19 protein-coding genes and 1 tRNA gene are annotated in these 24,624 nt (G+C 66.2%); 17 read left to right on the top strand and 3 right to left on the bottom strand.

All coding sequences use genetic code 11. The features are described from left to right. The first annotated feature begins 33 nt into the window (after positions 1 to 33). The 7 genes from Q7L65_RS05765 to Q7L65_RS05735 all read left to right on the top strand — a co-directional run bounded on the left by Q7L65_RS05765 (position 34) and on the right by Q7L65_RS05735 (position 5,805). Positions 34 to 1,272 (top strand): PP2C family protein-serine/threonine phosphatase, encoded by a 1,239-nt coding sequence (locus tag Q7L65_RS05765; protein WP_304719342.1) that lies wholly within the window; start codon positions 34 to 36, stop codon positions 1,270 to 1,272. Continuing rightward, positions 1,269 to 2,864: an ATP-binding protein gene (locus tag Q7L65_RS05760; protein WP_304719341.1), complete on the top strand. Its 1,596-nt coding sequence runs from the start codon at positions 1,269 to 1,271 to the stop codon at positions 2,862 to 2,864. The genes Q7L65_RS05765 and Q7L65_RS05760 overlap by 4 nt, the downstream gene beginning before the upstream one ends. Continuing rightward, positions 2,861 to 3,307 carry a response regulator gene (locus Q7L65_RS05755; RefSeq protein WP_304719340.1) on the top strand — a complete coding sequence of 149 codons (447 nt, stop codon included), beginning with the start codon at positions 2,861 to 2,863 and terminating at the stop codon, positions 3,305 to 3,307. Before Q7L65_RS05760 ends, Q7L65_RS05755 begins: the two co-directional genes overlap by 4 nt. A 116-nt stretch (positions 3,308 to 3,423) precedes the next feature. Further along, positions 3,424 to 3,981, top strand: a complete 558-nt coding sequence (locus Q7L65_RS05750) for a YceI family protein (protein WP_304719339.1) — start codon at positions 3,424 to 3,426, stop codon at positions 3,979 to 3,981. A 2-nt stretch (positions 3,982 to 3,983) separates the two neighbouring features. Then, positions 3,984 to 4,535 (top strand): NADPH-dependent FMN reductase, encoded by a 552-nt coding sequence (locus tag Q7L65_RS05745; protein WP_304719338.1) that lies wholly within the window; start codon positions 3,984 to 3,986, stop codon positions 4,533 to 4,535. 10 nt (positions 4,536 to 4,545) lie between these two features. Further along, positions 4,546 to 5,142 (top strand): TetR/AcrR family transcriptional regulator, encoded by a 597-nt coding sequence (locus tag Q7L65_RS05740; protein WP_304719337.1) that lies wholly within the window; start codon positions 4,546 to 4,548, stop codon positions 5,140 to 5,142. Positions 5,143 to 5,358: 216 nt separating this feature from the next. Further along, positions 5,359 to 5,805, top strand: a complete 447-nt coding sequence (locus Q7L65_RS05735; RefSeq protein ID WP_304719336.1) for a universal stress protein — start codon at positions 5,359 to 5,361, stop codon at positions 5,803 to 5,805. Between the two features lie 378 nt (positions 5,806 to 6,183). Here Q7L65_RS05735 and Q7L65_RS05730 read toward each other — a convergent pair whose 3' ends face one another. Continuing rightward, the gene (locus tag Q7L65_RS05730) at positions 6,184 to 7,650 is read right to left on the bottom strand and encodes a S8 family serine peptidase (RefSeq protein ID WP_304719335.1); all 1,467 of its coding nucleotides are present in this window, start codon (positions 7,648 to 7,650) and stop codon (positions 6,184 to 6,186) included. A 240-nt stretch (positions 7,651 to 7,890) separates the two neighbouring features. Here Q7L65_RS05730 and tadA point away from each other — a divergent pair, with 240 nt between their 5' ends. Together tadA and Q7L65_RS05720 are read left to right on the top strand one after the other, a co-directional pair. After that, positions 7,891 to 8,355 (top strand): tRNA adenosine(34) deaminase TadA, encoded by a 465-nt coding sequence (gene tadA / locus Q7L65_RS05725; RefSeq protein WP_304719334.1) that lies wholly within the window; start codon positions 7,891 to 7,893, stop codon positions 8,353 to 8,355. Between the two features lie 138 nt (positions 8,356 to 8,493). Further along, positions 8,494 to 8,583, top strand: a tRNA-Ser gene (locus Q7L65_RS05720). 32 nt (positions 8,584 to 8,615) lie between these two features. Here Q7L65_RS05720 and Q7L65_RS05715 read toward each other — a convergent pair. Continuing rightward, a complete protein-coding gene (locus tag Q7L65_RS05715; protein ID WP_304719333.1) occupies positions 8,616 to 9,659 on the bottom strand; it encodes a hypothetical protein in 1,044 nt (347 codons plus the stop codon). Positions 9,660 to 10,557: 898 nt separating this feature from the next. Here Q7L65_RS05715 and Q7L65_RS05710 point away from each other — a divergent pair. Next, a complete protein-coding gene (locus tag Q7L65_RS05710; RefSeq protein ID WP_304719332.1) occupies positions 10,558 to 11,562 on the top strand; it encodes a hypothetical protein in 1,005 nt (334 codons plus the stop codon). Between the two features lie 149 nt (positions 11,563 to 11,711). Here Q7L65_RS05710 and Q7L65_RS05705 read toward each other — a convergent pair whose 3' ends face one another. Further along, complete coding sequence (locus tag Q7L65_RS05705; protein ID WP_304719331.1) at positions 11,712 to 12,491, bottom strand: hypothetical protein; 780 nt, start codon at positions 12,489 to 12,491, stop codon at positions 11,712 to 11,714. A gap of 478 nt (positions 12,492 to 12,969) precedes the next feature. Here Q7L65_RS05705 and Q7L65_RS05700 point away from each other — a divergent pair, with 478 nt between their 5' ends. The 7 genes from Q7L65_RS05700 (at position 12,970) to Q7L65_RS05670 (ending at position 24,494) form a co-directional block, all read left to right on the top strand. Continuing rightward, a complete protein-coding gene (locus Q7L65_RS05700) occupies positions 12,970 to 13,596 on the top strand; it encodes a hypothetical protein (RefSeq protein ID WP_304719330.1) in 627 nt (208 codons plus the stop codon). Positions 13,597 to 14,386: 790 nt separating this feature from the next. Then, entirely contained in the window at positions 14,387 to 16,546 is a 2,160-nt protein-coding gene (locus Q7L65_RS05695; RefSeq protein ID WP_304719329.1) for a hypothetical protein, read from the top strand. Further along, complete coding sequence (locus Q7L65_RS05690) at positions 16,543 to 19,788, top strand: hypothetical protein (protein ID WP_304719328.1); 3,246 nt, start codon at positions 16,543 to 16,545, stop codon at positions 19,786 to 19,788. Before Q7L65_RS05695 ends, Q7L65_RS05690 begins: the two co-directional genes overlap by 4 nt. Before the next feature lie 189 nt (positions 19,789 to 19,977). Continuing rightward, on the top strand, positions 19,978 to 21,204 hold the full coding sequence (locus tag Q7L65_RS05685) for an ROK family transcriptional regulator (RefSeq protein ID WP_304719327.1): 1,227 nt from the start codon (positions 19,978 to 19,980) through the stop codon (positions 21,202 to 21,204). 25 nt (positions 21,205 to 21,229) lie between these two features. After that, a complete protein-coding gene (locus Q7L65_RS05680; RefSeq protein ID WP_304719326.1) occupies positions 21,230 to 22,375 on the top strand; it encodes a sugar ABC transporter substrate-binding protein in 1,146 nt (381 codons plus the stop codon). 26 nt (positions 22,376 to 22,401) lie between these two features. Then, entirely contained in the window at positions 22,402 to 23,265 is an 864-nt protein-coding gene (locus tag Q7L65_RS05675) for an ATP-binding cassette domain-containing protein (RefSeq protein ID WP_370552522.1), read from the top strand. Further along, positions 23,262 to 24,494 carry a sugar ABC transporter permease gene (locus Q7L65_RS05670; protein ID WP_304719324.1) on the top strand — a complete coding sequence of 411 codons (1,233 nt, stop codon included), beginning with the start codon at positions 23,262 to 23,264 and terminating at the stop codon, positions 24,492 to 24,494. Before Q7L65_RS05675 ends, Q7L65_RS05670 begins: the two co-directional genes overlap by 4 nt. Positions 24,495 to 24,624: the final 130 nt, after the last annotated feature.

The following is a 24,624-nucleotide window of genomic DNA, read 5'->3' as shown; positions in this document are numbered from 1 at the left end:
GGCGGGGATGGATTGCGGCGCGGGACGACGCGCGTGAACGACGAGACGAGGGGACCCGGCGTGCGCGCCGGCGTCGACGCGGCCGCGACGATGCCGGCGACGTTCCCACTCCAGCTGCTGTTGGTGGAGGACGACCTCGGCGACGCCGTGCTCGTGCAGGAGCTGCTCGCGGACGCGGCGCCGCACCTGCAGGTCGTCCACGTCGGCACCGTGCGGGAGGCGGAGGAGCTGCTGCCCGGTGGCCTGGACTGCCTGCTGCTGGACCTCGGGCTGCCGGACGCGATCGGGCTGGAGCCCGTCGAGCGGCTGCGGCGCGCCGCGCCCGACGCCGCGATCGTCGTGCTGACCGGCCACGACGACGAGCACCGCGGCATCGAGGCGCTCTCGACGGGCGCGCAGGACTACCTCTCCAAGAGCGGCGTCGACGGCTCGATGCTCGCGCGCGCGATCCGCTATGCGATCGAGCGGCGCAGGCTCGAACGCTCGCAGCAGGAGCTGCTGGAGGCGCGGCTGGAGGCACGCGAGAACGCGCGCCTGGAGCGCGGCTTGCTGCCGACCGCGATCCTCAGCGACAAGCGGATCGCGCTCTCGACCGGCTACCGCCCCGGCCGCCGCCGCGCGCTGCTGGGCGGCGACTTCTACGACGCGATCGAGCTCGACGACGGCACGCTGCACGTGCTGATCGGCGACGTCAGCGGCCACGGTCCCGACGAGGCGGCGCTCGGCGCCTGCCTGCGGATCGCGTGGCGCACGCTGACGCTCGCGCGCCAGTCGCCGGAGGTCGCGCTGGCGCGGCTGCAGGAGATGCTCGTGCACGAGCGCCATGCGCCCGACATGTTCGCGACGCTGTGCGTGCTGGTCGCGGCGCCGGACCGCGCCAGCGGCCGGATCTTCCTCGCCGGTCACCCGCCGCCGGTGCTCGCCGACGCACGCGGCGTGCGCCTGCTCGACGTCGAGCAGGTCAGCCCGCCGCTGGGCTTCGTCGACCCGGGTGGCTGGCTCGGCAACGCGGTCGAGTTCAGCGGCGACTGGACGCTGCTGCTCTACACCGACGGGCTGATCGAGGGCCGAATCGGCCGCGGCGCGGAGCGGCTGGGGCCGGAGCGGCTGGTCGAGCTGCTGGAGCGCGGCGGCCTCTCACGCGTGCCAGGGGGCGAGGATCCCGCGCCGATGCTCGACGAGCTGGTCGCGGAGGTGGAGACACTGCACGGTGGCGAGTTGACCGACGATCTCGCGATGGTGCTGGTGACAGCCCGCCGCTCGGCGACGTGAGCGCCGGCGAGCAAGCGCGCCGCGCCGAGCGCGAGTGGGAGCGCACGCAACCGCGCCCGCCGCTCGTCAGCCGTCTGACCGTCAGCCAGTGGTTCACCTGGGCGGCGATCGCGATGGCGTTCGTGACCGCCGTCGGGCTCGCGCTCGGCGTGCTCGCGATCGTCCGGCTCAACGACGCGCGCGACCTCGTCGTCGCGCGCAACGGCCCGGCGCTGACCGCCTCGCTGCAGCTGTCCAACGCGCTGATCAACCAGGAGACGGGCGTGCGCGGCTATGCGCTCGCCGGGCAGGACACGTTCCTCGGCCCGTACGCGACCGGCCGCCAGCAGGCGACGACGGCGCTGAGACAGCTGCACGCGGTCACGACGATCGAGGAGCACGAGGGGATCCGCTCCGACATCGCCGAGATCGAGCGGCGCGTCGACCGCTGGCAGCGCGAGTACGCGCAGCCGACGATCAGAGCGGTCGCCGCCGACGGACCGGGCGCCGCGGGCAAGCCCGATCCGGAGCTGGGCCGCAACCTCTTCGACGACGTCCGCAACGCGCTCGACGTCGAGCAGGCGGAGATGATCGAGGTGCGCGACGCGGGCCGCACCGACCTCGCCGACGCAGCCCGCTTCCTCACGTTCACGTTCGCCGCGGTCGCGCTGCTGATCGTGATCGGGATCATCGGCGTCGTGCTGGCGCTGCGCCGGACCGTCAGCCGGCCGCTGCGCGGCGTCGGGCGGCGCGTGCGGCGGACCGCGCGCGGCGACTTCGACCACGCGATCGTCGGCGAGGGACCGCGCGACGTCGTCGAGCTGGCCGACGACGTCGACGTGATGCGCCGCCGGATCGTCGCGGAGCTGTCGGCGATCAAGGAGGCGCACGAGCAGCTCGACGACCAGGCGCGCGAATTGCAGCGCTCCAACGCCGAGCTGGAGCAGTTCGCCTACGTCGCCTCGCACGACCTGCAGGAGCCGCTGCGCAAGGTCGCCAGCTTCTGCCAGCTGCTGGAGAAGCGCTACAGAGGCCAGCTCGACGAGCGCGCCGACCAGTACATCGACTTCGCCGTCGACGGCGCGAAGCGGATGCAGCAGCTGATCAACGACCTGCTCGCGTTCTCACGCGTCGGGCGCTTCGGCGCCGAGCAATCGGTCGTCGAGACCGACGCGGTGCTGCAGCAGGCGCTCACGGCCCTTGGCGCGTCGATCGAGGAGAGCGGCGCGCGGATCGCGGTGCACGGCGACCTGCCGCGCGTTCGCGGCGAGGCGTCGCTGCTGGCCGGCGTCTTCCAGAACCTGATCGGCAACGCGCTGAAGTTCCACGGCGAGGGGCCGCCGCAGATAGACGTCGCGGTCGAGCGCGTCGGCGACGAGTGGCAGTTCACCGTCACCGACGACGGGATCGGGATCGAGCCCGACTACGCGGAGCGCATCTTCATGATCTTCCAGCGGCTGCACGCGAAGGACGTCTACGCCGGCACCGGCATCGGCCTCGCGATGTGCCGCAAGATCGTCGAGTACCACGGCGGGAGGATATGGCTCGACACCGAGTCGAGACAGGGCACCACCTTCCGCTTCACCCTGCCCGTCCTTCAGGAGCGTGAATGAGCACACCACAGATCATGGAACCGATCGACGTCCTGCTGGTCGAGGACGATCCCGGCGACACGCTGATGATCCGCGAGGCGTTCGAGGACAACAAGGTCCGCAACACGCTCGCGTGCGTGAAGGACGGCGTCGAGGCGATGCAGTACCTGCGCAGGGAGGGCGAGTACGCCGACGCGCCGCGGCCCGACCTCGTGCTGCTTGACCTGAACCTGCCGCGCAAGGACGGGCGCGAGGTGCTGGCCGAGATCAAGGGCGACGACAGGCTGTCGACGATCCCCGTCGTCGTGCTGACGACTTCGCAGGCGGAGGAGGACGTGCTGCGCAGCTACAGGCTGCACGCCAACGCGTACGTCACGAAGCCGGTCGACTTCGACCGCTTCATCGAGGTCGTGCGCCAGATCGACGAGTTCTTCGTGACGGTGGTGAAGCTGCCGCGACCATAGGTGGCGCAACGTAGTTAGACGCATTACGAACATCTAAGCGGAATGCGTTCCGCTCGTGCTAGCCTGCTGAAGCGGAATCCACTCCGCTTCTCTTTCTCCTTCACGAGGTGTTCGAAATGGCCACTGCAGTCCAACCCCTGAACGGCGTCTACACCGTCGACACGACCCACTCGACGTTCGGCTTCGCCGTCAAGTACATGGGCGTCACGACCTTCAAGGGCACCCTCGACGACGTCGATGCGACGCTGACGGTCGACGGCGGCACGGCGCGCCTCGACGGCACGGCGCAGATCGAGTCGATCTCGATCCGCACGCCGGAGCAGTTCCGCCAGCACGTGCTTGCAGAGGACTTCTTCGACGCTGCGACGTACCCGACGGTCACGTACCGCTCTGAGGACGTTGCGCTCGCCGACGACGGCACCGCCACGGTCACGGGCGAGCTGACGATCAAGGGCGTCACGAAGACCGTCACCGCGACCGGTAGCTGGTCGCCGGAGGCCGAGCTGTTCGGCACCCGCAAGGCGGCGCTGCAACTGGAGGCGACGATCGACCGCACCGAGTACGGCATCAACTGGAACGCCGACCTTCCGACCGGCGGCAAGGCGCTCGCCAACGACGTCAAGCTGACGATCGAGCTCGGCCTGATCGCCCCGAGCGCTCCCGCGGAGGCCTGACGATGCGAGTCCTTGGCATCGCAGGCAGCGTGCGCCGGGACTCCCACAACCGCAAGCTGCTCCGGGCGGCGGCCGCGACGCTGCCGTCCGGGGTCGAGCTCGAGCTGTGGGACCGGCTGTCCGAGCTGCCCCACTTCGACGAGGACCTCGAGGCGGGGCCCGTGCCCGCCGCCGTGCAGGAGCTGCGCGACGCGATCGCCGACGCCGACGCGGTCCTGATCTCGACGCCGGAGTACAACGCCGGGATGCCGGGCGTGCTGAAGAACGCGCTCGACTGGATCTCGCGCCCGTTCGAGACGCATCCGCTGCGCGGCAAGCCGGTCGCGGTCGTCGGTGCCTCGACGGGGCTGTTCGGCGCCGTCTGGGCGCAGGCCGAGGTGCGCAGAGTGACGGCTCACATCGGCGCCAGAGTGCTCGACCGCGAGCTGCCGATCGGGCTCGCTCACGACGCGTTCGGTGAGGACGGCACGCTCTCCGACGCGGATCAGATCGCCGCATTGGCGGGTGTCGTGCGCGAACTGGTCGACGACGTGCAGGTCCTGCAGAAGGCATGATGGGAGCTGCATGCAAGAGCTCCCTCTCGTCGAGCGGCCGACGGCCGCCACCGAGCGCGCCGACGCGGCCTCGAACCGCCGCAGAATCCTGACGGTTGCCGCGCGCCTGTTCCAGGAGCGCGGCGCCGACCACGTCTCGATGCAGGACGTCGCGAGAGAGGCGTGCGTCGGGATGGGGACGATGTACCGCCGCTTCGGCGACCGCGCCGGGCTGACGGAGGAGCTGCTGAGCGAGGAGACGCGCGGCTTCCAGGACGAGATGCTGCGCGGCGCGCCGCCCCTGGGCCCGGGCGCGCCGCCGCGCGAGCGGCTGCATGCGTGGGGGCGCGGTCAGCTGCAGCTGCTGGAAGGGCACGCCGTCTGGCTCGCGGCCGCCGGCAAGGGGCCGGGAATGGGCGGCCCCGACGGCTTCTACCGCATGCACCTGGGGATCCTGCTGCGCGAGGCCGCGCCGCAGATCGACGTCGAGTACGCGGTGCTGTCGCTGATGGCGGCGCTCGACGCGCGGCTGTACCTGCACCTGCGCGAGGATCTGGGCTGGTCGCTCGAGCGTGTGCAGGACGGTTGGTGCGCGCAGGTCGACGGCTGGCTCGGCGTCGACCGATAGGCTGCAGCGATGTCGCCGACGTGGATCTGGATGCAGATCGGGATCGTGATCCTCGTGATCGCCGGAATCGTGATCGCGATCACCAGACTGATCTGAGGGCCGTTGCGGCGGCCCGCCGCGACGGGGCTGCCCCGCCGCAGCGGGGAGCCGGCTCGGAGCGCCTCCCCGCAGGGCTATGATGCGCCGCGTCCGCTGATCGGAAAGGGAGAAAGGCGCGTGTTCGGCTCGATCGTCGTGGGAACCGATGGCTCTGAAACGGCCCAGGAGGCCGTCAGACAGGCGATCGAACTGGCTCGCATCGCCGGTGCTGCGCTCGAGATAGTGAGCGCGTACGAGCCGGTCTCCGCCCAGCGCCTGCGCGACGAGGCGAACGAGGCGCCGAAGGACATGCAGTGGTCGATCAGCCCGCGCGAGGACGTCGACGCGACGCTGCAGGAGGCTGCCGAGCAGGCCTCCGAGGCGGGCGTGACGACTGTCCGCACGTTCGCCCGCCAGGGCGACCCGGCGGACTCGATCCTCGACGTCGCCGAGGAACAGGGCAGCGACCTGATCGTGGTCGGCAACAAGGGCATGACCGGCGCCAAGCGCTTCCTGCTCGGCTCGGTGCCGAACAAGATCTCGCACAACGCGCCCTGCTCCGTGCTGATCATTCGCACGACGTAGGAGGGGCGGGGTCGCGGACGCGACGGGTCGAGCCGCGCGGCGGCGGGCAGGTCGTGTCGGCCGAGGCCACGCACGGCAGGGGCCGGGCCGCGCGGTCGGCCGTTGCGTACGGCAGATGCCAGGGCGGTGGACGGCGCACTACGATGCCCCCTCGCATCGACCCCCTGTGCACCGCCCACTGCCCGGCATCCCGGCGCGCCTTCCCCCTCGGACACGCGGCCGTACCCAGAACCTATTCAGTCGCTGACCCGCGAGTCAACCCCGATGGAGCATCGATGTTCCGATGCTGACGATTGGAGCGGTCCGATCGGCAGACTTTGCAGCGATCGGGGGTGTGGGGGCTGGCGACGAGCTGGCGCGTGGGCGCTGCGGCTGCGCTCAGCCCGCGGCGGGAGGCGTGGTCCCGGTGGGCCCGGAGGGGTTCACGCTGGAGCTGCGCGAGAGGCAGCTCGGCGATGCGATCGCCGGTGATGTCGCGGCGCCGGCGTTGACGAGCCCCCAGCCGTAGATGCGGTTGGGGCTGGCGATCCCGAGCTGCGTGGCGGTCGCCTTCAGGCGGCATTCGACCTGCGCGGGCGTCGGGTTCGGCCCGATCACCTTCGTGGCGATCACGAGCGCCGCGGCGGCCGAGACGTGCGGGGCGGCCATCGAGGTGCCGTCGTAGCCGGAGGGGAGCCCGAAGCGTCCCACGGAGCCGGCGTAGGTCATCTGGAAGATGTCGTGCCCGGCGCGGTTGGGCTGGCAGTTCGGGTCCTCGCTGAGCGTGGCGTTGTCGCCGCCGCCCGGGGCGACGATGTCGAGCCCGATGCCGTCGTTGGAGAAGCTCGCCAGGCAGCCCTGGTCGGTCGTCGCGCCGACGGAGACGACGAGTGCCGCGCGGGCGGGGTAGGCGACCTGCGCCTCGCCCTCGTTGCCGGTGCTGCCGACGACGACGGCGCCGAGCTCGTTCGCGTAGCGGATCGCCGACATGATGTCCGGTATCTCGGAGGAGCGCACGCTCGTGGAGAACTCGAGGCTCATGTTGATGACCTTGGCGTTGTGCCGCGCGGCGTAGCGGATCCCCTTCGCGATCGTCGCCGCGTCGCCGTAGCCCTGCGAGTCGAGCACGCGCACGGGCATCACGGTCGCGCCGTACGCGAGTCCGGAGACGCCGATGCGGTTGTTGGTTGCCTCGGCGATCGTGCCGGCGACGTGCGTGCCGTGCCCGTTGCGGTCGACGGCCTCTCTCCGGTTCTCGACGAAGTCGTACGGGGCGACGAACTTCGTGTTGGCGAAGTCGGGCGACTTCTTGAAGCGCCCGAGGTCGCGGTAGGCGACGCCGGTGTCGAGCACTGCGATGCGGACGCCGCGCCCGCCCTCGGCGCCGGCGACGATCGCGTTCGTCCACGCCTCCAGCGCGCCGACGCCTCTGGGTCCGAAGAAGTTCCACTGCACCGCGGCGAGACCGCCGGGGTAGTTCTTGATGCCGGGGTCATCGGGGAGCGGGAGGATGCTCGTGCGGGCTTCCTTGCTCCAGGCGCTGCCGGTGGGAGAGCCGGACGGGGCGCTGGCGCTCGTCTTGGTCGCCCCGGCTCCGGCGGTCGCGCCGCCGCTCGGTCCGCCGCTGATGTGGGCGATCGGGTTGGGCGCGGCGTAGGCGACCCCTGGCTGGCGGCGCAGCTTCGCGATCGTCGCGCGGACTCTTCCGACGGGGACGTGGAGGACGCGTGTGTTCGCCCCTGGCGCAGCGGCGCCGACCGCGCGAGCGGTGGACGCCTGAGCTTCGGCGTCGACGTGGGCGTGGTAGCCGACGACGACCTCGCCGGGGACGTAGGCCGGGGCGCCTCCGTTGGAGGCGGCGGCCATGGGTGCAGCGACGCCGACGCCAGCCAGCGCGCACGCCCCGGCGGCGAGCAGCGCGGCGATCCGGCGATGACCGGGGAGGGGGAGGCCGCGCTTGCGGGCGGAAACGGTGACGGGGATCAAAGGGAAGCCAGGCCGGAGCTGCTGCGGAAAGCTTCCCGCACGTTCCTTAAGACATCATCGGTAGCGGAAAGTTTCCCCATAACGCCCGATTCCTGCGCCGTGGTCGGCGCACCGACCGCCATGACCGACCGCTTCTTCCCCCGCGACGAGTTCTTCATGCGCCTCGCCATGCGCGAGGCCGACCGTGCCGTGGAGCACGACGACGTCCCCGTGGGCGCGATCGTGGTCCACGACGGCGAGGTGATCGGCACCGGCCACAACGAGCGCGAGCTGCGCCAGGACCCCACGGCGCACGCCGAGGCGATCGCGTTGCGTGAGGCGGCTGCCCGCCTTGGCAGTTGGCGCGTTCTCGATGCCGTCCTCTACGTGACGTTGGAGCCGTGTGCGATGTGCGCCGGCGCGATCGTGTTGTCGCGCGTGCCGCGCGTGGTGTTCGGGACGTGGGACCCGAAGGCGGGTGCGGCGGGCAGCGTGCTGGACGTGCTGGCCGAGCCGCGGCTGAACCATCGGCCTGAGGTTGCGGGCGGGCTGCTGGCGGATGAGTGCGCCGCGCAACTGCGGGCGTTCTTCGCGAGGCGGCGGTAGCGGGGGCTTGAAGCGGCGGCGCGTCGGCGTTGCCGACGGGGCTGCTCGTGGGAACGACGACCGCCGGGGCGCTGCCCGCCAGCGGTGCACGCGACGCGCCACCTCGCGCACGATTTCGCTACCCTTTCCGCTCCACCCGGAGAGGTGGCAGAGCGGTTGAATGCGGCGGTCTCGAAAACCGTTTCGGGCGTTATGCGTCCGACGAGGGTTCGAATCCCTCCCTCTCCTTCGAGCAGACAATGGTGGTCCATGAGCCACAGCTAGGCGCTTGAGACACGGCTGTATCGCTGGCCCATGCGGCGGGCGCGAGCGCGCTCCGCTGCATCGGCGAACACCTGCTCCCAGAGACCTACGTGGCGCTGGATCGTCTGCGCTCGCGCCCACTTCAGCGCGCGCTTAGCGAGCTTGCGTCGGTCCCGGGAGTCGACAATGAGTCGGTTGAGCGCCCGATACCAGTCGTCGTCAGCGACGAGCCGGCCGCCCTCACCCTCCCCCAACGGGGGATATGCGCCGATCGGCGACGCGAGCCATGCGAGGCCCGCCGCACCATACTCCTTCAGCTTCACGTTGGAGCGCGCTTGGTTCCATGGGATGTCGATGTTAGGGGCGATGCCGATATCGGCGCGCACCATGTTGGGAACCAGGTCCAAGAATCCCAACAGCGGGCGATGCACGCTGCGGTTGCTCGGCAGTCCGAGCCCAAGCCCGAGATTCAACACACCCAGATCCGAGTGTTCGTCGAGCAGGCGTTGGAGCACTTCGCGGAGCCTCAACGTCTGATAGTCGATCTGGTGTTCAAGACCCGCGAGGCAGACAACCACTATGCCCTCGTGGCGAATAGGCCCTAAACGCGCGAACTCTGCCGGAATGTAGTTCTCGATCACACGGACCTCAACTGCGCCGATGGCGCGGTACTGCGACGCGAGGACCTCGCTGGGCGTCGTCACGATGTCGGCGAAGCTCACGGTCCTTGCAAGCTCGGCGACGATGCGCTGTCTATTCAGACCGCCGAAAAGGCCATAGTGCGGATGGCTCTTAGGAACATTTGTGAGGTCGTCGTCGTTGTCCCACACGAGGCCCACGCCTGCCCTGCGCAACTGCTGGATCGCTCTTTGCGTGACCTGATCGGTGTACCGATGGATAAGAACGACGTCGCACTGTCGCAGTGCTGAAATATCGTATCGGAGTGTATCCGAGCGATTGTGATAAACGGAGTGCCCGCGGCGCTCAAGTTCGTCCATCGGCTGGTACGCACGATAGTTCGAATTAACCGCATGCGGATTGGTGACGAAACCGATACGCATCGAGGTAGATCCCCTCTCGTCCGTGTCAATAGATGGCAGCCGCAACCTCGCCGCTCTCCGACAGCTTCGATGCAGTCGCAGTTTACAGACTCGCCAATGGAAATGCGAACAGAAGCGCATCCGCTGCATGTTATGCTGGGGATGGTCGATAGGGTGCCCAAGGGTAAGCCGGTCGGGTGCGTTCACCGGCATTAGCGCCCCGTCGCGCCACTGAGCGTGAACGCGCACGGCAGAAGCCTTGCCTCCCCGGTCAGACCACCCACCGGAATCGTGACACTGAGTAGGAATCCTGTATAGAGTCTACTGTCAGTGGATAGTAGTGAAGAGATGAATCCAGATCAAGCTGCGGCCTGGGTGACTGTCGCAACGACACCGTTTAAGAGGCGGTTGGTGAAGAAAATGTTTCCTCTAGGTGTCGCGACGGCGCCGGCGGCACCTATCCCTGCGGTGATGGTGAGCGATCTATAGGTGAGAACCGCCCGTTTATCATCTGCTCTTAGGATGAAGAATGAGGGATTCGTTTGTCTCGCGACAGTTGAGATCGTGTTAATGCAGACTCCGCTACTGGCGACGCAGCTTTCGACCCGACTGACAGCAGGAGCAGTCCAGCGATCGTCAGCCAAGGCCTTCGCGCGAATCGTGCCACTTGAATCTCCAAAGGTGACGTGAGGCATGCGGGTTTGTGCATGGTGGACCCTCGTGGGGATCTCCACTCCTAGATCGATAACCAAGATCCAACGTGACCATATTCTAGCAAAACAGTGTCGACCCGCTCTGCTGCTTGGACCGATGGCTTCGAATCACGTGGTCGCATTCGCAAAGTATTGAATTATACCGACGGTACGTGGTACGATGTTCTAGTTCTGCGACTGCTACGCCCAGGGGCAACCGGAAGACAATGAATATCGCGTTCCTTGCCGACGATGCAAGCGCCAACGGTTGGTATCGCGCGATCTATCCGATGCAAGCGCTGGCTGCACTCGGCCATAACGTGCGGCTTGTGGCTGCAGGTGATCCCGCCTCGCGTGTCGCAGCGGTCCACGGTTGTGACATCGTCCACATTCATCGCCAGCATGATGAACGGGCGAGGGCGATCATGCAGTACGCGAGACGAACCGGGATGCCGGTGATATGGGACAACGACGACGACCTCGGCTCGTTGCCCGAGACGAACGTTGGGTCTCGACGTTTTCGAGGTCTCACCGGCAGACGCGTGATCGCCGCCCAACGTAAAATGGCTCTGGAGGCGGATGTAGTTACCACTCCTAGTTCTCGACTCGCTGACATGTTCCGGCACTCCGGCGTGCGCGATGTCCGTGTCATCGAGAACTATCTGCGTGATGACGTCATGTTCCTGCGCCGAGGAGAGCGGCACGATCGATTGGTGATCGGCTGGGTTGCCGGTCTCGAGCACCATCTGGACTCTGACCAGATCCCCATCGCGGCCGCTCTGGGCAGCCTCTTAGTGGCCCATCGACACGTTGAGGTGCGGACAGTTGGTGTGCGTCTTCCAATCCGCCACGAGCGGTACACGCACACAGTCGGGTACGTGGTCGGCGATCTGGCTCCAGCAGTGGCCGAGTTTGACGTGGGCTTGGCCCCGCTCATCGACATACCGTTCAATCTGGCACGATCGAATCTTAAGCTCAAAGAGTACGCGGGGCTCGGGATTCCATGGCTCGCGTCGCCGATAGGTCCCTATGCTGCGATGGGCCGGCGGGAGGGAGGGCGTCTGGTGCCTGACAGTATGTGGCCCGGAGCGCTGGAGCGGATCGTGCGCAGGCGCGGTGAACGCCGGAGGATGGCTCGTCGTGCCGGGAGATGGGGTGCCACTCAGACGATCGGCCAGAACGTCACACAGTGGGAGCAACTGATGCTCGAACTGATCAATCGCAAGCGTTGAGGACACAGAGTCGGGGCTTGAACGCCGAGTGGCCGCGAGATCTATTCTCTCGCGGCCACCGTGCCGTCCTCATCGAAGCGGAGCGAACATGCCGCCAGACATATGGGACGTCTGAGCAGTCGACCCTCCGAGGCGGACGCGGCGATCGGCTAGTTGGTGAGACCGCCGATCCCGATGTTATTGGTCACGATGATCGTGTTGTTGCCACCGGCGGATGGGAGTCTGAGCTTCGCGTTCACCAGCGCGTTGATGAGGCCAAGCCCAATGCCGCATCCAGATGCGCCCGGCACCGAGAATGAGTTGTCCACACTGGTGTTGTCGAGAACTGCAACGTAGCTGGGGTTGCTGAAGTCGAACGTCCCCGGTCTACCGGAGATCGGTCTGTTCGGAAGCGGCGGTCTCGTAGTGCCGACGATGAGCGTCAATGTCACGGGGCTGCTATTTGAGCCGATCTGGCAGCCGGGGCCGATAATAGGATTCGTCAACGCAAGCTTCAGCGGGACTCTGACCGTAAGGGTGCCTGGGTCGACCAGGATGGACGAAGGCGAACCGGCAAGCTGGGCCGTCGCGGTCACCTTGTTTCCTGGGATCGGGAAGTCGATTCCCAGCAGCCCCCCGGGCACTTCGACGGGCTTGGCGAAGACACCGGTCTTTCCGACCGGCGGGACGAAACGGTTGCCGGTCGGCGACGTCGCATCGAGGACCAGCCCGCCACGGATCTCGAATGACGTCCCGAGCGGAACGGTGAATCCCTTGATCGTAAGGCTGCCCGTCGTCGATTGGGCGTCAAAGCACGCTTGAATATCAGGCGCCGATCTCGGGCAATCCGAGAAGTTGGGAAACGCCGCGCCAGCGGAGCTGGCGAACGCAAAGGCGCAACTGAAGCTCGCGGCTACTGCAAGGACTCCGATGCCTCTTCCGAGTTTCATCGATGCCACTCCTCTCTCCGGCCCCCAAGGCGCCGAAATCGCTTTGTCGCGAACGCAAAGAACCGCCTTGGCGCTGCCAAGCAGCCGAGGTTGCAACCCGCCCCACGTCTCGATCTTCAAGGCACCCCGAACTAGCCAACCCTCACGCAGGCATTGGATCCCCGCATTTGCAAATCAAACACTAGAAAGGTGGAGCGACGTTTGTCAAGCGCCAGACCGCTGCGGATGTGCGAGCGCACCGGATAGAGGCAAGCCACAGCCATCTCCTGGACTGGCTGTGGCGGCTTCCGGCTGTCGAGGAGGTCAGCCGATCGGTGGTACGTGCTCAACGACAGATCAGCTCTGGTACAGTGCCAACTACTGGTGCGTCGGTCGTCGAGGAAAGGGGTAAATCGAGACGCCACCAGCACGATCGTACACCGTATTGCAAACGAAACGTTTGGAGTTTCACGTGTCACGGCTTACACGGAGTGCCTGCTTGGCGCTCGCTGGATTGCTGTTGCTGGTGATCGGCTCTGGTACTGCGCTCGCTAACGGCGGAGTTAGAATCAACACGACCAGAACGGTTGCAACATCGACGAATTCGTCGCTCTTCGTCCTAAGAACGGATGGTAGACAGGCGATCGCGACGTGCAGATCGTTCACCATCACCGCAAACATAACGTCGGCGGGGGTTGTCTCGATTCCGAGAGGCAATGTTGTGTTCACGAACTGTCTCGTGAACGGGATTGCAGCGACGATCACACAGACTAGAGATTGGTCAGGCTCGATCATCTCGCTACTAACGACTGATAGAAGAAGCTTCACCGGGATCCTATTGGGTGTGGTGATTCCGACAGGTGGCGTCACGTTTAGCGCGCCGCTCATCGGGTGCAACTTCACACTCGGCGGTGCTGCCGGCGCGCTAGCTTCTGTGGGTACGGTTGCGCTCGGAACGCTAGTGACTGTTCCGAGCATAACGTTCACCACCCCGGGGCTACCGGCGCTAGGTCTGAGAGTTGATACAGGCGCGTCGTGCGCGGCTGCCGGGATCGTCGCCGGCAACACCGGAGGGTTCTCCGGGCTGTTCAACTTCGCGCCCGGGGTCAACGGCACCGGCGTGTGAGACACTGCAGACGCTCGCTGTGGCCTTAGGGTCGATCGAAGTAGGACGACTCGGCTGGCGGGAGTGATGTTCGAAGGTCCGGGCAGCGCGCATCTCGCGTTGCCCGGACCGCGCTAACGAATTGTTGGATAAGCTACCAGCGGCCGAATCAGCGCATGTCAAACGAACGTTTGTCACAAATAGTATGAAGTGCCTGCTTGGCGCTCGCTGGAACGCTGTTGCTGGTGATCGGCTCTGGTACTACGCTCGTTGACGGCGGAGGATCCTATTGGGTGTGGTGATTCCGACAGGTGGCGTCACGTTTAGCGCGCCGCTCATCGGGTGCAACTTCACACTCGGCGGTGCTGCCGGCGCGCTAGCTTCTGTGGGTACGGTTGCGCTCGGAACGCTAGTGACTGTTCCGAGCATAACGTTCACCACCCCGGGGCTACCGGCGCTAGGTCTGAGAGTTGATACAGGCGCGTCGTGCGCGGCTGCCGGGATCGTCGCCGGCAACACCGGAGGGTTCTCCGGGCTGTTCAACTTCGCGCCCGGGGTCAACGGCACCGGCGTGACATAGCGATGCTCGGAATGCATTACGAAGGGCCCCCGGCCGCCATGGGTGACCGAGCTCCGGGCAGGGCACGAGGCCTTCAGGTCACGATGCCTTGTCTGGTCCTGGCCAGACGCAGATTGCTCGCAGGCGTTGGGCGCAGTCCGCAAAGCGGCTTGACCTCGCAAACGTACCTGTTTATAGTACGTCCTTGGTGCAATCGGAGGAGAGACGATGGACTTGCGAAGGAGCACGCCGATGTCGTTCGCGGCGTGCGCGGTCTCGTTGGCTGTGGTCGCGTCGGCGGTGGGCGGTGTGCCCGCCGTCGCCGCAGAAGGGCGCGCTTACGAGATGGTGTCGCCACCGGACAAGAGCGGCAACACAATCGATCCGCGTCTCACGATCCAGAGCACAGAAGGGGGCGACGCAGTCGCCTATTCCGCTTCGGGTGCCTTCGCCGGGGCTGCCACCAGCATCAATGGCGGGTACTACATTGCTCGTCGGTCTGATCAAGGGTGGTCGGTCGATCCCATCGACGCGCCTCAGGGAAATCGCGACGTCCAGATAGCGACCCCGAGTCTGTTCCTCTCAGATGACCTCTCGTGGACCGTCCAGTTCAGTACGCGAGCGCTCTTGCCAGGAGCGGTCGAGGGTGGCGGGAATCTGTACAGACGAGATAATCTGACGGGAGCGCGTCAACTGATCGCTTCTGCTGGCGACAAGACACTCGCGTCCGAGCTCGTGCCCGTGTCGACGCGGCGACTTCTTGGCGCGACTGGCGACCTTTCGCATTTCGCCTTCATGACGACCCAGCAGTTGCACCCAGACGCGACTCCGGTCACGCTGAACGCATACGAGGTCGTCGACGGATCGCTGCGGCTGATCAACCGTGCCGACGATGGATCGGTAGACCCTGGTGGGGGCGAGCTGGGCAGCTACTCGACCGATACGCGTGATTCTCGACCGATCTCGGCTGATGGTCGGAGAGTCTTCTTCGGCGCTCCATACTCTGCCGGAGACGCGGCGCCTCTGTATATGCGGCTGGACGGGGCGAGAACCATCCCACTCTCTTTGTCGCAGCGCAGAGGCGACGATCCAGCGATTCCGCATCAGGCGACGTTCAACGGTGCCAGCGCGGACGGATCGGTCGTCTACTTCACCAGCAGCGACTTCCTGACGGATGATGACTCGGGTGGTCTCTATCGGCTCGACATCGAGACGGGCCAGCTGACGCACGTCACGCCGCTCCGTGGCGATCCCGGCGATTTCAGCGCGGTGATCTACAAGGTGCTGTACGTGACCAGAGATGGATCGACCGTCTTCTTCGTGTCGCCAAACAACCTTGCCGGGGCTGCGACCTCCGGACCGCCTAATCTCTATGCCTATCGCGACGGCGAACTGGACTATGTCGGCGCATTCGCTGGAGGGCCGGAGGCTGGTGGCGGTCCGACGATAGCCCTCAGTCCGAATGGTCGTTTCCTGGTCTTTGGCTCCGCAGGAAGCTTCACTGGGTACGACAATACTCATCCGGAATGTAGAGCCAATTTGTACTTCGGCAATCCAGACGGCACCTGCACTGAAGTGTTCCTCTATGACGCGTGGAGAAAGGTTGTCACATGTCCAAGCTGCGCGGTTGAGAACCCTGCAGAGAATCGCAACTCTGACCTTCTTCCTCAGCTGAGCTCTATCAGCGGACACGTGAGCCGAGCGGTACTGGACGACGGCCGCGTATTTTACACGAGTGGTGAGAAGCTGGTACCTGACGATGTCAACGGCAGACGCGACGTGTACCAGTGGCAGGACGGCACCAACACGTTGATTTCGACCGGGCGAAGTCGTGAAGATTCGCTCTTTGCGGAAGCGTCGGCCGACGGTCGCGACGTGTTCTTCTTGACGTCGGAAAGACTTGTCGGGCAGGACGTGGATGACGAGGCTGACCTTTACGACGCCCGCCAGGGTGGTGGGCTGCTCAGTCAGAATCCGGTGGTGCCCGCCGCGAGAGGGTGTGAGGGAGACGGGTGTCAAGGAACGGCTTTGCCAGCCCCGGTCCTGCCGACCGTCGGCTCGCTCGGCCTCTCGGGCAGTGGCAATGAGACGAGCTCGACGTTGCCCAGAGCGAGACGAAGAGGAAGAGTGCGTGCATCCGCGAAGCGAGCGGTCAGAGGCACTGTATTCACGTTGACAGTCAAGACGACCAGCAAAGGTCGCATCGCGGTCTCCGGGAAGTATTTGCGCAGCGCGCGGAAAGTTGCATCGAAGTCCTCGGCGTATCGCCTCCGTGTGCGGCTCAATGACGAGGGCATCGGCACGCTCCGACGAAGAGGGAGACTCACCGTAAACGCGAAGGTCAGATTTACATCTGACGTGAGCCAGGCGTCGACGGTGGTCGTCCGGGTTACGATGGCGAGGCGGAGATGACCTTGATGTGGCAGCAATTCATGAGGGCCAGCGGGATTGCACGTTGTGTTGTGCTGATGGTCAGATCCAGTCTCATCCTGGTCGTGGTCGCCTCAGTTCCCGCATCGGCCGCGGTTCCGCCCCCGCTTTGGAACATCAGCCAGACGAGTCAGCCGACCCAGTTCGCTCCGGGCGGGACAGGGCAGTACCGGATCCTGGTCGAGAATCTGGGCTCTGGTGCGGGTCTGACAGACGCTGCGGTTGTCGATACCTTGCCTGCGGGCGTGACGGTTACCTCTGCCGGAAATGGCGGGTTCCCGTGGGATTGTCCTGGAGCGGTGGGTGCGAACACGGTGATCTGCACTCTGCAGGTGGCCAATCTCGCTGGCGGTTCATTCGGTGCGCGGACCACTGCGCCCCCACTCGAGATCAATGTCGATATCGATCCTTCCGCAAGCGGGACCGCTGAGAATCTTGTCGCTATCTCGGGAGGTGGAGCAGCGAGGGACGACAGTTCAGTCGCGACTACCACGTTCAGCAGTGAACCGATCCCGTTCGGTATCGAGAGCATGTCAGGCGGCGCATTCAATGCGGACGGCACGACGGCTGACCAGGCAGGCAGCCACCCCGACGTGACGACGAGCATCAACTTCAACACAGATATCACGAGCACTAGTGGTCCGGGCCCAGTCGCCAACGTCAAGGACATCACCGTGGACTTGCCGCGAGGTTTGGTCGGCGATCCTACTGCGGTGCCGACCTGCAGTGCAACGCTTCTCGCGGACCCTGCGGGGGGTGCGCTCTGTCCGTCCGAGACACAGGTTGGAACGACGGACGTCACGCTCTCCTATGGGTTCCCGTTTCTCCTGATCTTCGAGAACATTGGAGTGTACAACGTCACCCCTCCGGCCGGAACGCCTGGACGATTCGCGTTCAACGTCGCTGGAGTTGTCGTCAACCTCGACCCGAAGGTTCGCACGGGCGGCGACTATGGAATCACAGCAAGGATCGCCAACATCAACCAGACGCTTGCGGTCACGGCGACGAAGTTGACGCTGTGGGGTGTTCCGGCCGATGCGTCACACACGCCGAAGCGGCTGTTCCCAGGTGGAGGGCTGGGTGCCTCGAGCTCGGAGACTCGGCGGCCGTTCATGACAGCGCCGACAGAATGCTCTGGGCAGCCGTTGTCCACTCGGATGACTGCTGTGTCGTGGCAGAATCCCGAGCTGACAAGAACCGCGTCTTTCGATACCGACCACTTCGGTGACCCACTGGTGGTCAAGGGGTGCGACAGACTCGACTTCAGACCCGACTTCGTGGTTCGGCCGGGATCGGCCGCAGTGCGAGGAGCGCCAGTCGGAATTGGGATCGATCTCTCGGTGCCCCAGAACGATAATCCAGATGGCTTGGCGGCGGCCAACTTGAAGAGGGCTGTCGTGACACTGCCCGAGGGAATGACCGTGAATCCATCGTCGGCCCAGGGCCTTGAGTCATGCACGCCCAGCCAGGTGGACATCAACGCCCCCACGACTCCTACATGCCCAACCGGCTCGAAGATTGGATCGATCAGCATCCAAACTCCGTTGCTCAGAGACTCCCTGAGTGGCGGGATCTATCTTGCGTCGCAGCGAAACAATCCTTTCGGCACGACGCTGGCGCTGTATCTGGTCGCGGAGGGCTCTGGTGTCACGATCAAGCTGCCCGGCCGCATCGATCCCGATCCGGTCACCGGTCGTGTCACCGCTACTTTCGACGAAAATCCGCAGCTGCCGTTCTCTAAGCTGTCATTGCAGTTCAAGACCGGGCCGCGAGCGCCACTCTCGCTGCCCACGACGTGCGGCCCGGCGACAACGACGGCGGTGCTGACACCGTGGAGCGGGACGGCGCCGGTGACGATCAACACGTCGTTCGACGTGTCGTTCGACGGCAATGGGGCGCCGTGCCCGCCGCGGGGGTTCGCGCCCAGTTTCGTCGCGGGAATGGTCAACCCCGTGGGTGGCAAGAACTCGACGTTCACGCTCGGGTTCTCGCGCACGGACGACGATCAGGAGCTCGGCGGCGTGACCGTCGACATGCCGAGAGGGCTGTTGGCTCACATCGCGAGCACGACTCTGTGCAGCGAGGCACAGGCGAATGCGGGCACCTGCGGCGACGCATCGAAGATCGGCGCGGTCACGACGGCAGCCGGAGCAGGATCGAACCCGTTCGTGCTGCCCGGCCGCGTCTACATCACCGGTCCGTACAAGGGTGGCCCGTTCGGCCTCTCGATCGTGGTGCCAGCGGTCGCAGGACCGTTCGATCTCGGGACGGTCGTGGTGCGCGCGGCGATATACGTCGACCGCAACACGGCTGAGCTGAGAGTCGTCTCGGATCCGCTGCCGACGATCCTCGAGGGCATCCCGCTGCAGATCCGCTTGGTCGAGGTCAGGATCGATCGACCGGCGTTCACGATCAATCCCACCAACTGCACCGCGAGCAGAGTCGGCGGTCAGCTCAGCTCGACGGCTGGGGCCGTCGCCAACGTGAGCAGCCGTTTCCAGGTCGGTGACTGTGCGTCGCTTCCGTTTGTGCCGAGGATGTCGTTGAAGGTGGGTGCGAGAGGGAAGTTGACGAGAGGGCGGCGGACGCCGCTCGACGTGACCTTGACGATGCCGGGTGGGAATGCGAACAACAGATCTGTGCAGGTGACGTTGCCGAAGACGCTCAATGCGCGGCTTGATGTCGTGAATCGCAGAGTGGCGTGTTCGATCGATCAGTTCCGGGCGGACAGGTGTCCGCAGGTGGTAGGGACGGGGACGGCGGTGACGCCATTGTTGCGGGATCCGTTGACGGGGCCTGCGTACTTCGTCTTCAACCCTGCGCGCAGACTGCCGGATCTGGTCGTGCGGTTGAAGGGGCAGGTCGATATCGATCTGGTCGGCAAGGTGACGATCACGAGAGATCTGCGGTTGCAGACGACGTTTGATGCGGTGCCGGATGCGCCGATCTCGAAGTTCCGGTTGGTGCTGAGATCGGGTGCGAGAGATGGGCCGATCGGGATCACGCGCAATCTCTGTCTCGCGAGAACGAGAAGAACGCTGAAGGCCGAGCTCGCGTTCACCGCGCAGAGCAACCGCAAGCTCACGCGCTCGCAGCAGATCAGCGTCGCCGGCTGTGGCAGAGCGGCTGGGAGACCGAGAGCGAGAGGCAGAGCGAGAAGAGCTGGCAGATCCACCAGAAGAGTGTCGAGAGCCAGAAGAGCTGGGGGCAGATCGCGCAGGTAAGACGGGGCGCGGATCGGTCAGAGGGGACGGGGCGGCACCACACGGTGCCGCCCCGCTGACGTCAAAGACAAGAACGACCACACCCAACCGCCGACCCTTGTCCGATCCCCGTCCGAACTACGTTTGCATTTCGTGAAGGTTCCGCCTGACTCTTGACAAACCCCACCCGGTTTGCGTTAGATTGCTCTCATGAGGAGAGAGCCCAGCGGGTCGCTGGCGTCGTTGCGCGATCGCAATCGTCGGCTTGTGGTGGACGAGTTGCGGCGTGCGGGGCTGGTCAGCCGCGCGGAGCTTGCGCGGCGGACGGGGCTGTCGCGGTCGACGGTCTCCACGCTCGTGTCCGATCTTCAGCAGCAGGGGCTCGTCGCCGAGCGTGAGGTAGACGGGGCGGGGCCTCAGGGCGGTAGGCCGCCGGTGCTGCTCAGCCTCGAGCGGGCCGCCGGCGTCGCGCTCGGGATCGACTTCGGCAAGAGCCACGTGCGCGTGATCGTGTCCGACCTCGCACACACAGTTCTCGCGGATCTGGAGCGGCCGATGGCGACGGAGCAGTCCGCGCACGAGGGATTCGACGCCGCAGCTGATCTGACAACCCAGGCGCTCAGACAGGCAGGTGTCGAACAAACCGACATCATCGGTGCCGGCATGGGCGTGCCCGGGCCGATCGACGTCGCGACCGGGGAGGTCGGGTCGTTCGCGATCCTCCCCGGGTGGGTCGGGGTGCGTCCTGAGAAGGACGTCTCGGCGCAGCTCGGGATACCCGTGAAGGTCGAGAACGACGCCAACCTCGGAGCGCTCGCGGAGCTGACCTGGGGCGCCGGTCGTGGCACGAGGGACTTCGTCTACATCAAGGTCTCCAGCGGCATCGGCGGCGGGCTCGTGCTCAACGGGCAGCTCTACACCGGCGCCGCCGGCATCGCCGGCGAGATGGGGCACTCGATGGTCGACGAGAACGGGCCGGTCTGCCGCTGCGGCAACCGCGGCTGCCTCGAGACGATCGCCTCCACACGCCAGATCGTCGACCTGCTGCGCGACGCGCGCGACGGCGGCGGCAGCGGCAGCGACCTCACGATCGAGGAGGTCATCGCGCACGCGCGCGAGGGAGACCGCGCCTCGCGCCGCGTCATAGGCGACGCCGGCCGCGCGATCGGTGTGGTGATCGCACAAGTTTGCAATGTGCTGAATCCGGCGAAGGTGATCGTCGGCGGCGATCTCAGCGCGGCAGGGGACGTGTTGCTCGATCCCCTGCGCGACGAGGTCTCCCGCCATGCGGTGCCGGCTGCCGGCGGCAACGTCGAGATCGTTCCCGGGGTGCTGGGGCGCCGCGCCGAGGTACTCGGCGCGGCGGCCCTGGTGTTGCGGGACGTCGACGGCTTCGCTCTTCACTCATCACGGGACGTACAGCAGCAAGCCGGGTAGTCAACCCTTCTAGGAGGAGCAACGCATGGACAAGAGGTACGCTCGCATCCTCGCTCTCGCCGCCTCCGCGGCTCTGAGCGTGGGCACGCTCGCCGCCTGCGGCAGCGATGACGACAGCAGTACGACCAGCACCGGTGGCGGCGCCGCCGCCACGACCACGACCGGTGGCGGCGGCAGCGCGACGAGCGGCACGATCGCGCTCCTCCTGCCGGAGAACAGAACGGCGCGTTATGAGTCCCAGGATCGTCCGCTGTTCGAGGCGAAGGCCAGAGAGCTCTGCCCCGACTGCAGAGTGATCTACTCCAACGCGGAGCAGGACGCCTCGCAGCAGCAGCAGCAGGCTGAGGCCGCGATCACCAACGGCGCCAGAGTGCTCGTGCTCGATCCGGTCGACGGCAGAGCCGCCGCCTCGATCGTCGCGCGCGCCAAGCAGTCCGACATCGGCGTGATCGCGTACGACCGCGCGATCGAGAACGCCGACGTCGATTACTACATCTCGTTCGACAACGCGAGAGTCGGGGAGCTGCAGGGCAGAGCGCTCGTCGACAAGCTCAGAAGAGACGGCAGAAGCGGTTCGATCGTCATGATCAACGGCTCGCCGACCGACCCCAACGCCGCCCTCTTCAAGAGAGGCGCGCACAGCGTCATCGACTCCAGCGGCTTCAGAATCGCCAAGGAGTACGACACGCCCGACTGGGATCCGGCCAGAGCCCAGACGGAGATGGAGCAGGCGATCGCCGCAGTCGGCAGAGACGGCTTCGTCGGCGTCTACGCCGCCAACGACGGCACCGCCGGCGGCGCGATCGCCGCGATGAGATCCAACGGCGTCAACCCCGCCACGCGCCCGACGACGGGCCAGGACGCCGAGCTCGCCGGCATCCAGCGCATCGTCGCCGGCGACCAGTACATGACGATCTACAAGGCGATCAAGCCGGAGGCCGAGAACGCTGCCCAGCTCGCCGTCGACCTGCTCGGTGGCAACACCGAGAGCTCGATCGTCAACCAGAGAGTGAACAACGGCACGAAGGACGTTCCGTCGGTGATCCTGCCGCCGGTGGCTGTCACGGCCGACAACATCAGAGACACCGTCGTCAGAGACGGCTTCTGGAGAGTGGACCAGATCTGCACCTCGGCGTACGCTGCGGGCTGCAGAAGACTGGGCCTCAACTAGAGGGAACAGGAGCAACCGATGACTGGATGCTTGACATGACAGCAACCGCCACATCGACACCATTGCTCGAGCTGCAAGGCGTCAGCAAGAGCTTCGGCGCGGTGCAGGCGCTCTCCGGCGTGGACTTCGACGTCCACGCCGGGGAGGTCGTCGGCCTCGTCGGCGACAACGGCGCCGGCAAGTCGACGCTCGTCAAGGTCATGTCGGGCATCCACGTGCCCGACGGCGGCGAGTACCGATTCGAGGGCCAGGCACGCAACGTGTCGGGACCGAACGACCCCGCCAGCTTCGGCGTCGCGACCGTTTACCAGGACCTCGCGCTGTGCGACAACCTGGACGTCGTCGCCAACCTCTTCATCGGCCACGAGCTCGTCTCGGGCGGACCCGCCGGGCTCGTGCGCGAGCTCGACGAGCCCGCGATGGAGCAGCGCTCGGCCGACCTGTTAAGAACATTCTCGATCAACATCCCGTCGGTGCGTGCCGAGGTCGGCATGATGTCCGGCGGCCAGCGGCAGTCGATCGCGATCGCACGCGCCCTCGTCGGCGACGCGAAGGTCGTCCTGCTCGACGAGCCGACCGCCGCGCTCGGCGTCGCGCAGACCGCGCAGGTGCTCGCGCTCGTCAGACGCCTGCGCGAGAGAGGGCTCGGCGTCGTGATCATCTCCCACAACCTCGCCGACGTGTTCGAGGTCTGCGACCGCGTCTTCGTGATGCGGCTCGGCAGAATCGGCGGCACCTACAAGATCGCCGACACGACACCGGAGGAGATCGTCGGCGCGATCACCGGCGGCCAGGGAACCGTCAGAACGCGCGCGGCGGCCGACGCGGCCGCGGGACGGTCCGCGGCACCCGACCAGCCAGCATCGTCGTCGCAGGAGGGGATCGCATGAGCGTCACCGCCACGCCCGACACGGCGCCGCCGCCCTCCGGGCCGGACGCCGCGGACCCGACCGCGAGACACAGAAGCTTCTTTGCCAGATTCGCCCAGGGCGAGCTCGGCTCGATCCAGGTGCTGCTGGCGCTCGTGGTCATCTGGGCGGTCTTCACGATCGCCAACGACCGCTTCCTCACCGCCACCAACCTCGTCAACCTCGCGCTGCAGATCGCCGGCATCGGCCTGATCTCGGTCGGCATCGTGCTGGTGCTCCTGCTCGGCGAGATCGACCTCTCGGTCGGCATCGTCTCGGGCCTCTGTTCCGCGATCATGGCGGTGCTGAACGTCCAGCACGGTTGGAACCCCTACCTCGCGATCATCGCGGGCATCGTCGCGGGTGCGGCGATCGGGATCTTCCAGGGCACGGTCGTGACCGCGTTCGGAATCCCATCGTTCGTCGTCACGCTCGCAGGCCTGATCGGCTGGCAGGGCGTGCAGTTGTGGGTGCTCGGCGAGACCGGCACCGTCAACATCACCGACCCGGTCATCACCGGACTCGCCGGCACGTTCTACAGCGGCGCGACCGCGTGGATCCTCGGCGCGATCGTCGTCGGATTGTTCGCCTTGGCGTGCATCAACGCGCGACGACGACGCGTCAAGGCCGGCGTGCCGGCGGCGTCGCCGGCGCTCGTGGCGGCGCGCGTCATCGGCCTCGCCGTGATTGTCTTCGTCGTCATCTACGTGCTGACGCAGGACCGCGGCGTCCCGCTCGCGATCCTCATACTCGTCGGCGCCTGCGTGCTGTTTGACTACATCGTGCGGCGCACTAGATTCGGCCGCTACGTGCTGGCGCTCGGCGGCAACGAGGAGGCCGCGCGCCGCGCCGGCATCCGCGTCAGACAGATCCGCGTCGCCGTCTTCATGATCGCCGGCATCATGGCGGCGGCCGGCGGCATCGTGCTCGCCTCGCGCCTGTTGGCGGTCAACCAGGGCTCGGGCGGCAGCGACCTGCTCCTGCTCGCGATCGCCGGCCCGGTGATCGCCGGCACCTCGCTGTTCGGCGGCCGCGGCACCGTCTGGTCAGCCCTGCTTGGCGCGTTGGTGATCGGCTCGATCTCCAACGGCATGGACCTGCTCGCGTTCCAGTCCTCGACGAAGAACATGGTCACGGGCGCTGTGTTGCTCGCGGCTGTGATCGCCGACGCGATCGCCCGGCAGCGACGGCGAGCTGCGGGGCGGTTGTAGACGCGGTTTCCCGGAGCGGTTTCTGCCGCTCCGGGCCGCCCGCGATGCCGGAGAGGACGCCGCGGCGCAGATTGCGGCAAAGAACTTCGCTAATCCACTAAGGAACTGGTGGACGAGGGAGGATGCGTCT

The organism is Conexibacter sp. CPCC 206217, from assembly GCF_030646165.1.
Classification (GTDB): domain Bacteria; phylum Actinomycetota; class Thermoleophilia; order Solirubrobacterales; family Solirubrobacteraceae; genus Conexibacter.
The sequence above is the reverse complement of the archived record's forward strand: the minus strand, read 5'-3'. Positions and strand labels throughout refer to the sequence as shown.

Bases quoted from the DNA above. Each gene is read 5' to 3' on its own strand.
- Q7L65_RS05755 (WP_304719340.1), top strand. From the start codon at position 2,861: ATGAGCACACCACAGATCATGGAACCGATCGACGTCCTGCTGGTCGAG.
- Q7L65_RS05750 (WP_304719339.1), top strand. From the start codon at position 3,424: ATGGCCACTGCAGTCCAACCCCTGAACGGCGTCTACACCGTCGACACG.
- Q7L65_RS05745 (WP_304719338.1), top strand. From the start codon at position 3,984: ATGCGAGTCCTTGGCATCGCAGGCAGCGTGCGCCGGGACTCCCACAAC.
- Q7L65_RS05740 (WP_304719337.1), top strand. From the start codon at position 4,546: ATGCAAGAGCTCCCTCTCGTCGAGCGGCCGACGGCCGCCACCGAGCGC.
- Q7L65_RS05730 (WP_304719335.1), bottom strand. From the start codon at position 7,650: ATGGCCGCCGCCTCCAACGGAGGCGCCCCGGCCTACGTCCCCGGCGAG.
- tadA (WP_304719334.1), top strand. From the start codon at position 7,891: ATGACCGACCGCTTCTTCCCCCGCGACGAGTTCTTCATGCGCCTCGCC.
- Q7L65_RS05715 (WP_304719333.1), bottom strand. From the start codon at position 9,659: ATGCGTATCGGTTTCGTCACCAATCCGCATGCGGTTAATTCGAACTAT.
- Q7L65_RS05710 (WP_304719332.1), top strand. From the start codon at position 10,558: ATGAATATCGCGTTCCTTGCCGACGATGCAAGCGCCAACGGTTGGTAT.
- Q7L65_RS05705 (WP_304719331.1), bottom strand. From the start codon at position 12,491: ATGAAACTCGGAAGAGGCATCGGAGTCCTTGCAGTAGCCGCGAGCTTC.
- Q7L65_RS05695 (WP_304719329.1), top strand. From the start codon at position 14,387: ATGTCGTTCGCGGCGTGCGCGGTCTCGTTGGCTGTGGTCGCGTCGGCG.
- Q7L65_RS05690 (WP_304719328.1), top strand. From the start codon at position 16,543: ATGACCTTGATGTGGCAGCAATTCATGAGGGCCAGCGGGATTGCACGT.
- Q7L65_RS05685 (WP_304719327.1), top strand. From the start codon at position 19,978: ATGAGGAGAGAGCCCAGCGGGTCGCTGGCGTCGTTGCGCGATCGCAAT.
- Q7L65_RS05680 (WP_304719326.1), top strand. From the start codon at position 21,230: ATGGACAAGAGGTACGCTCGCATCCTCGCTCTCGCCGCCTCCGCGGCT.
- Q7L65_RS05675 (WP_370552522.1), top strand. From the start codon at position 22,402: ATGCTTGACATGACAGCAACCGCCACATCGACACCATTGCTCGAGCTG.
- Q7L65_RS05670 (WP_304719324.1), top strand. From the start codon at position 23,262: ATGAGCGTCACCGCCACGCCCGACACGGCGCCGCCGCCCTCCGGGCCG.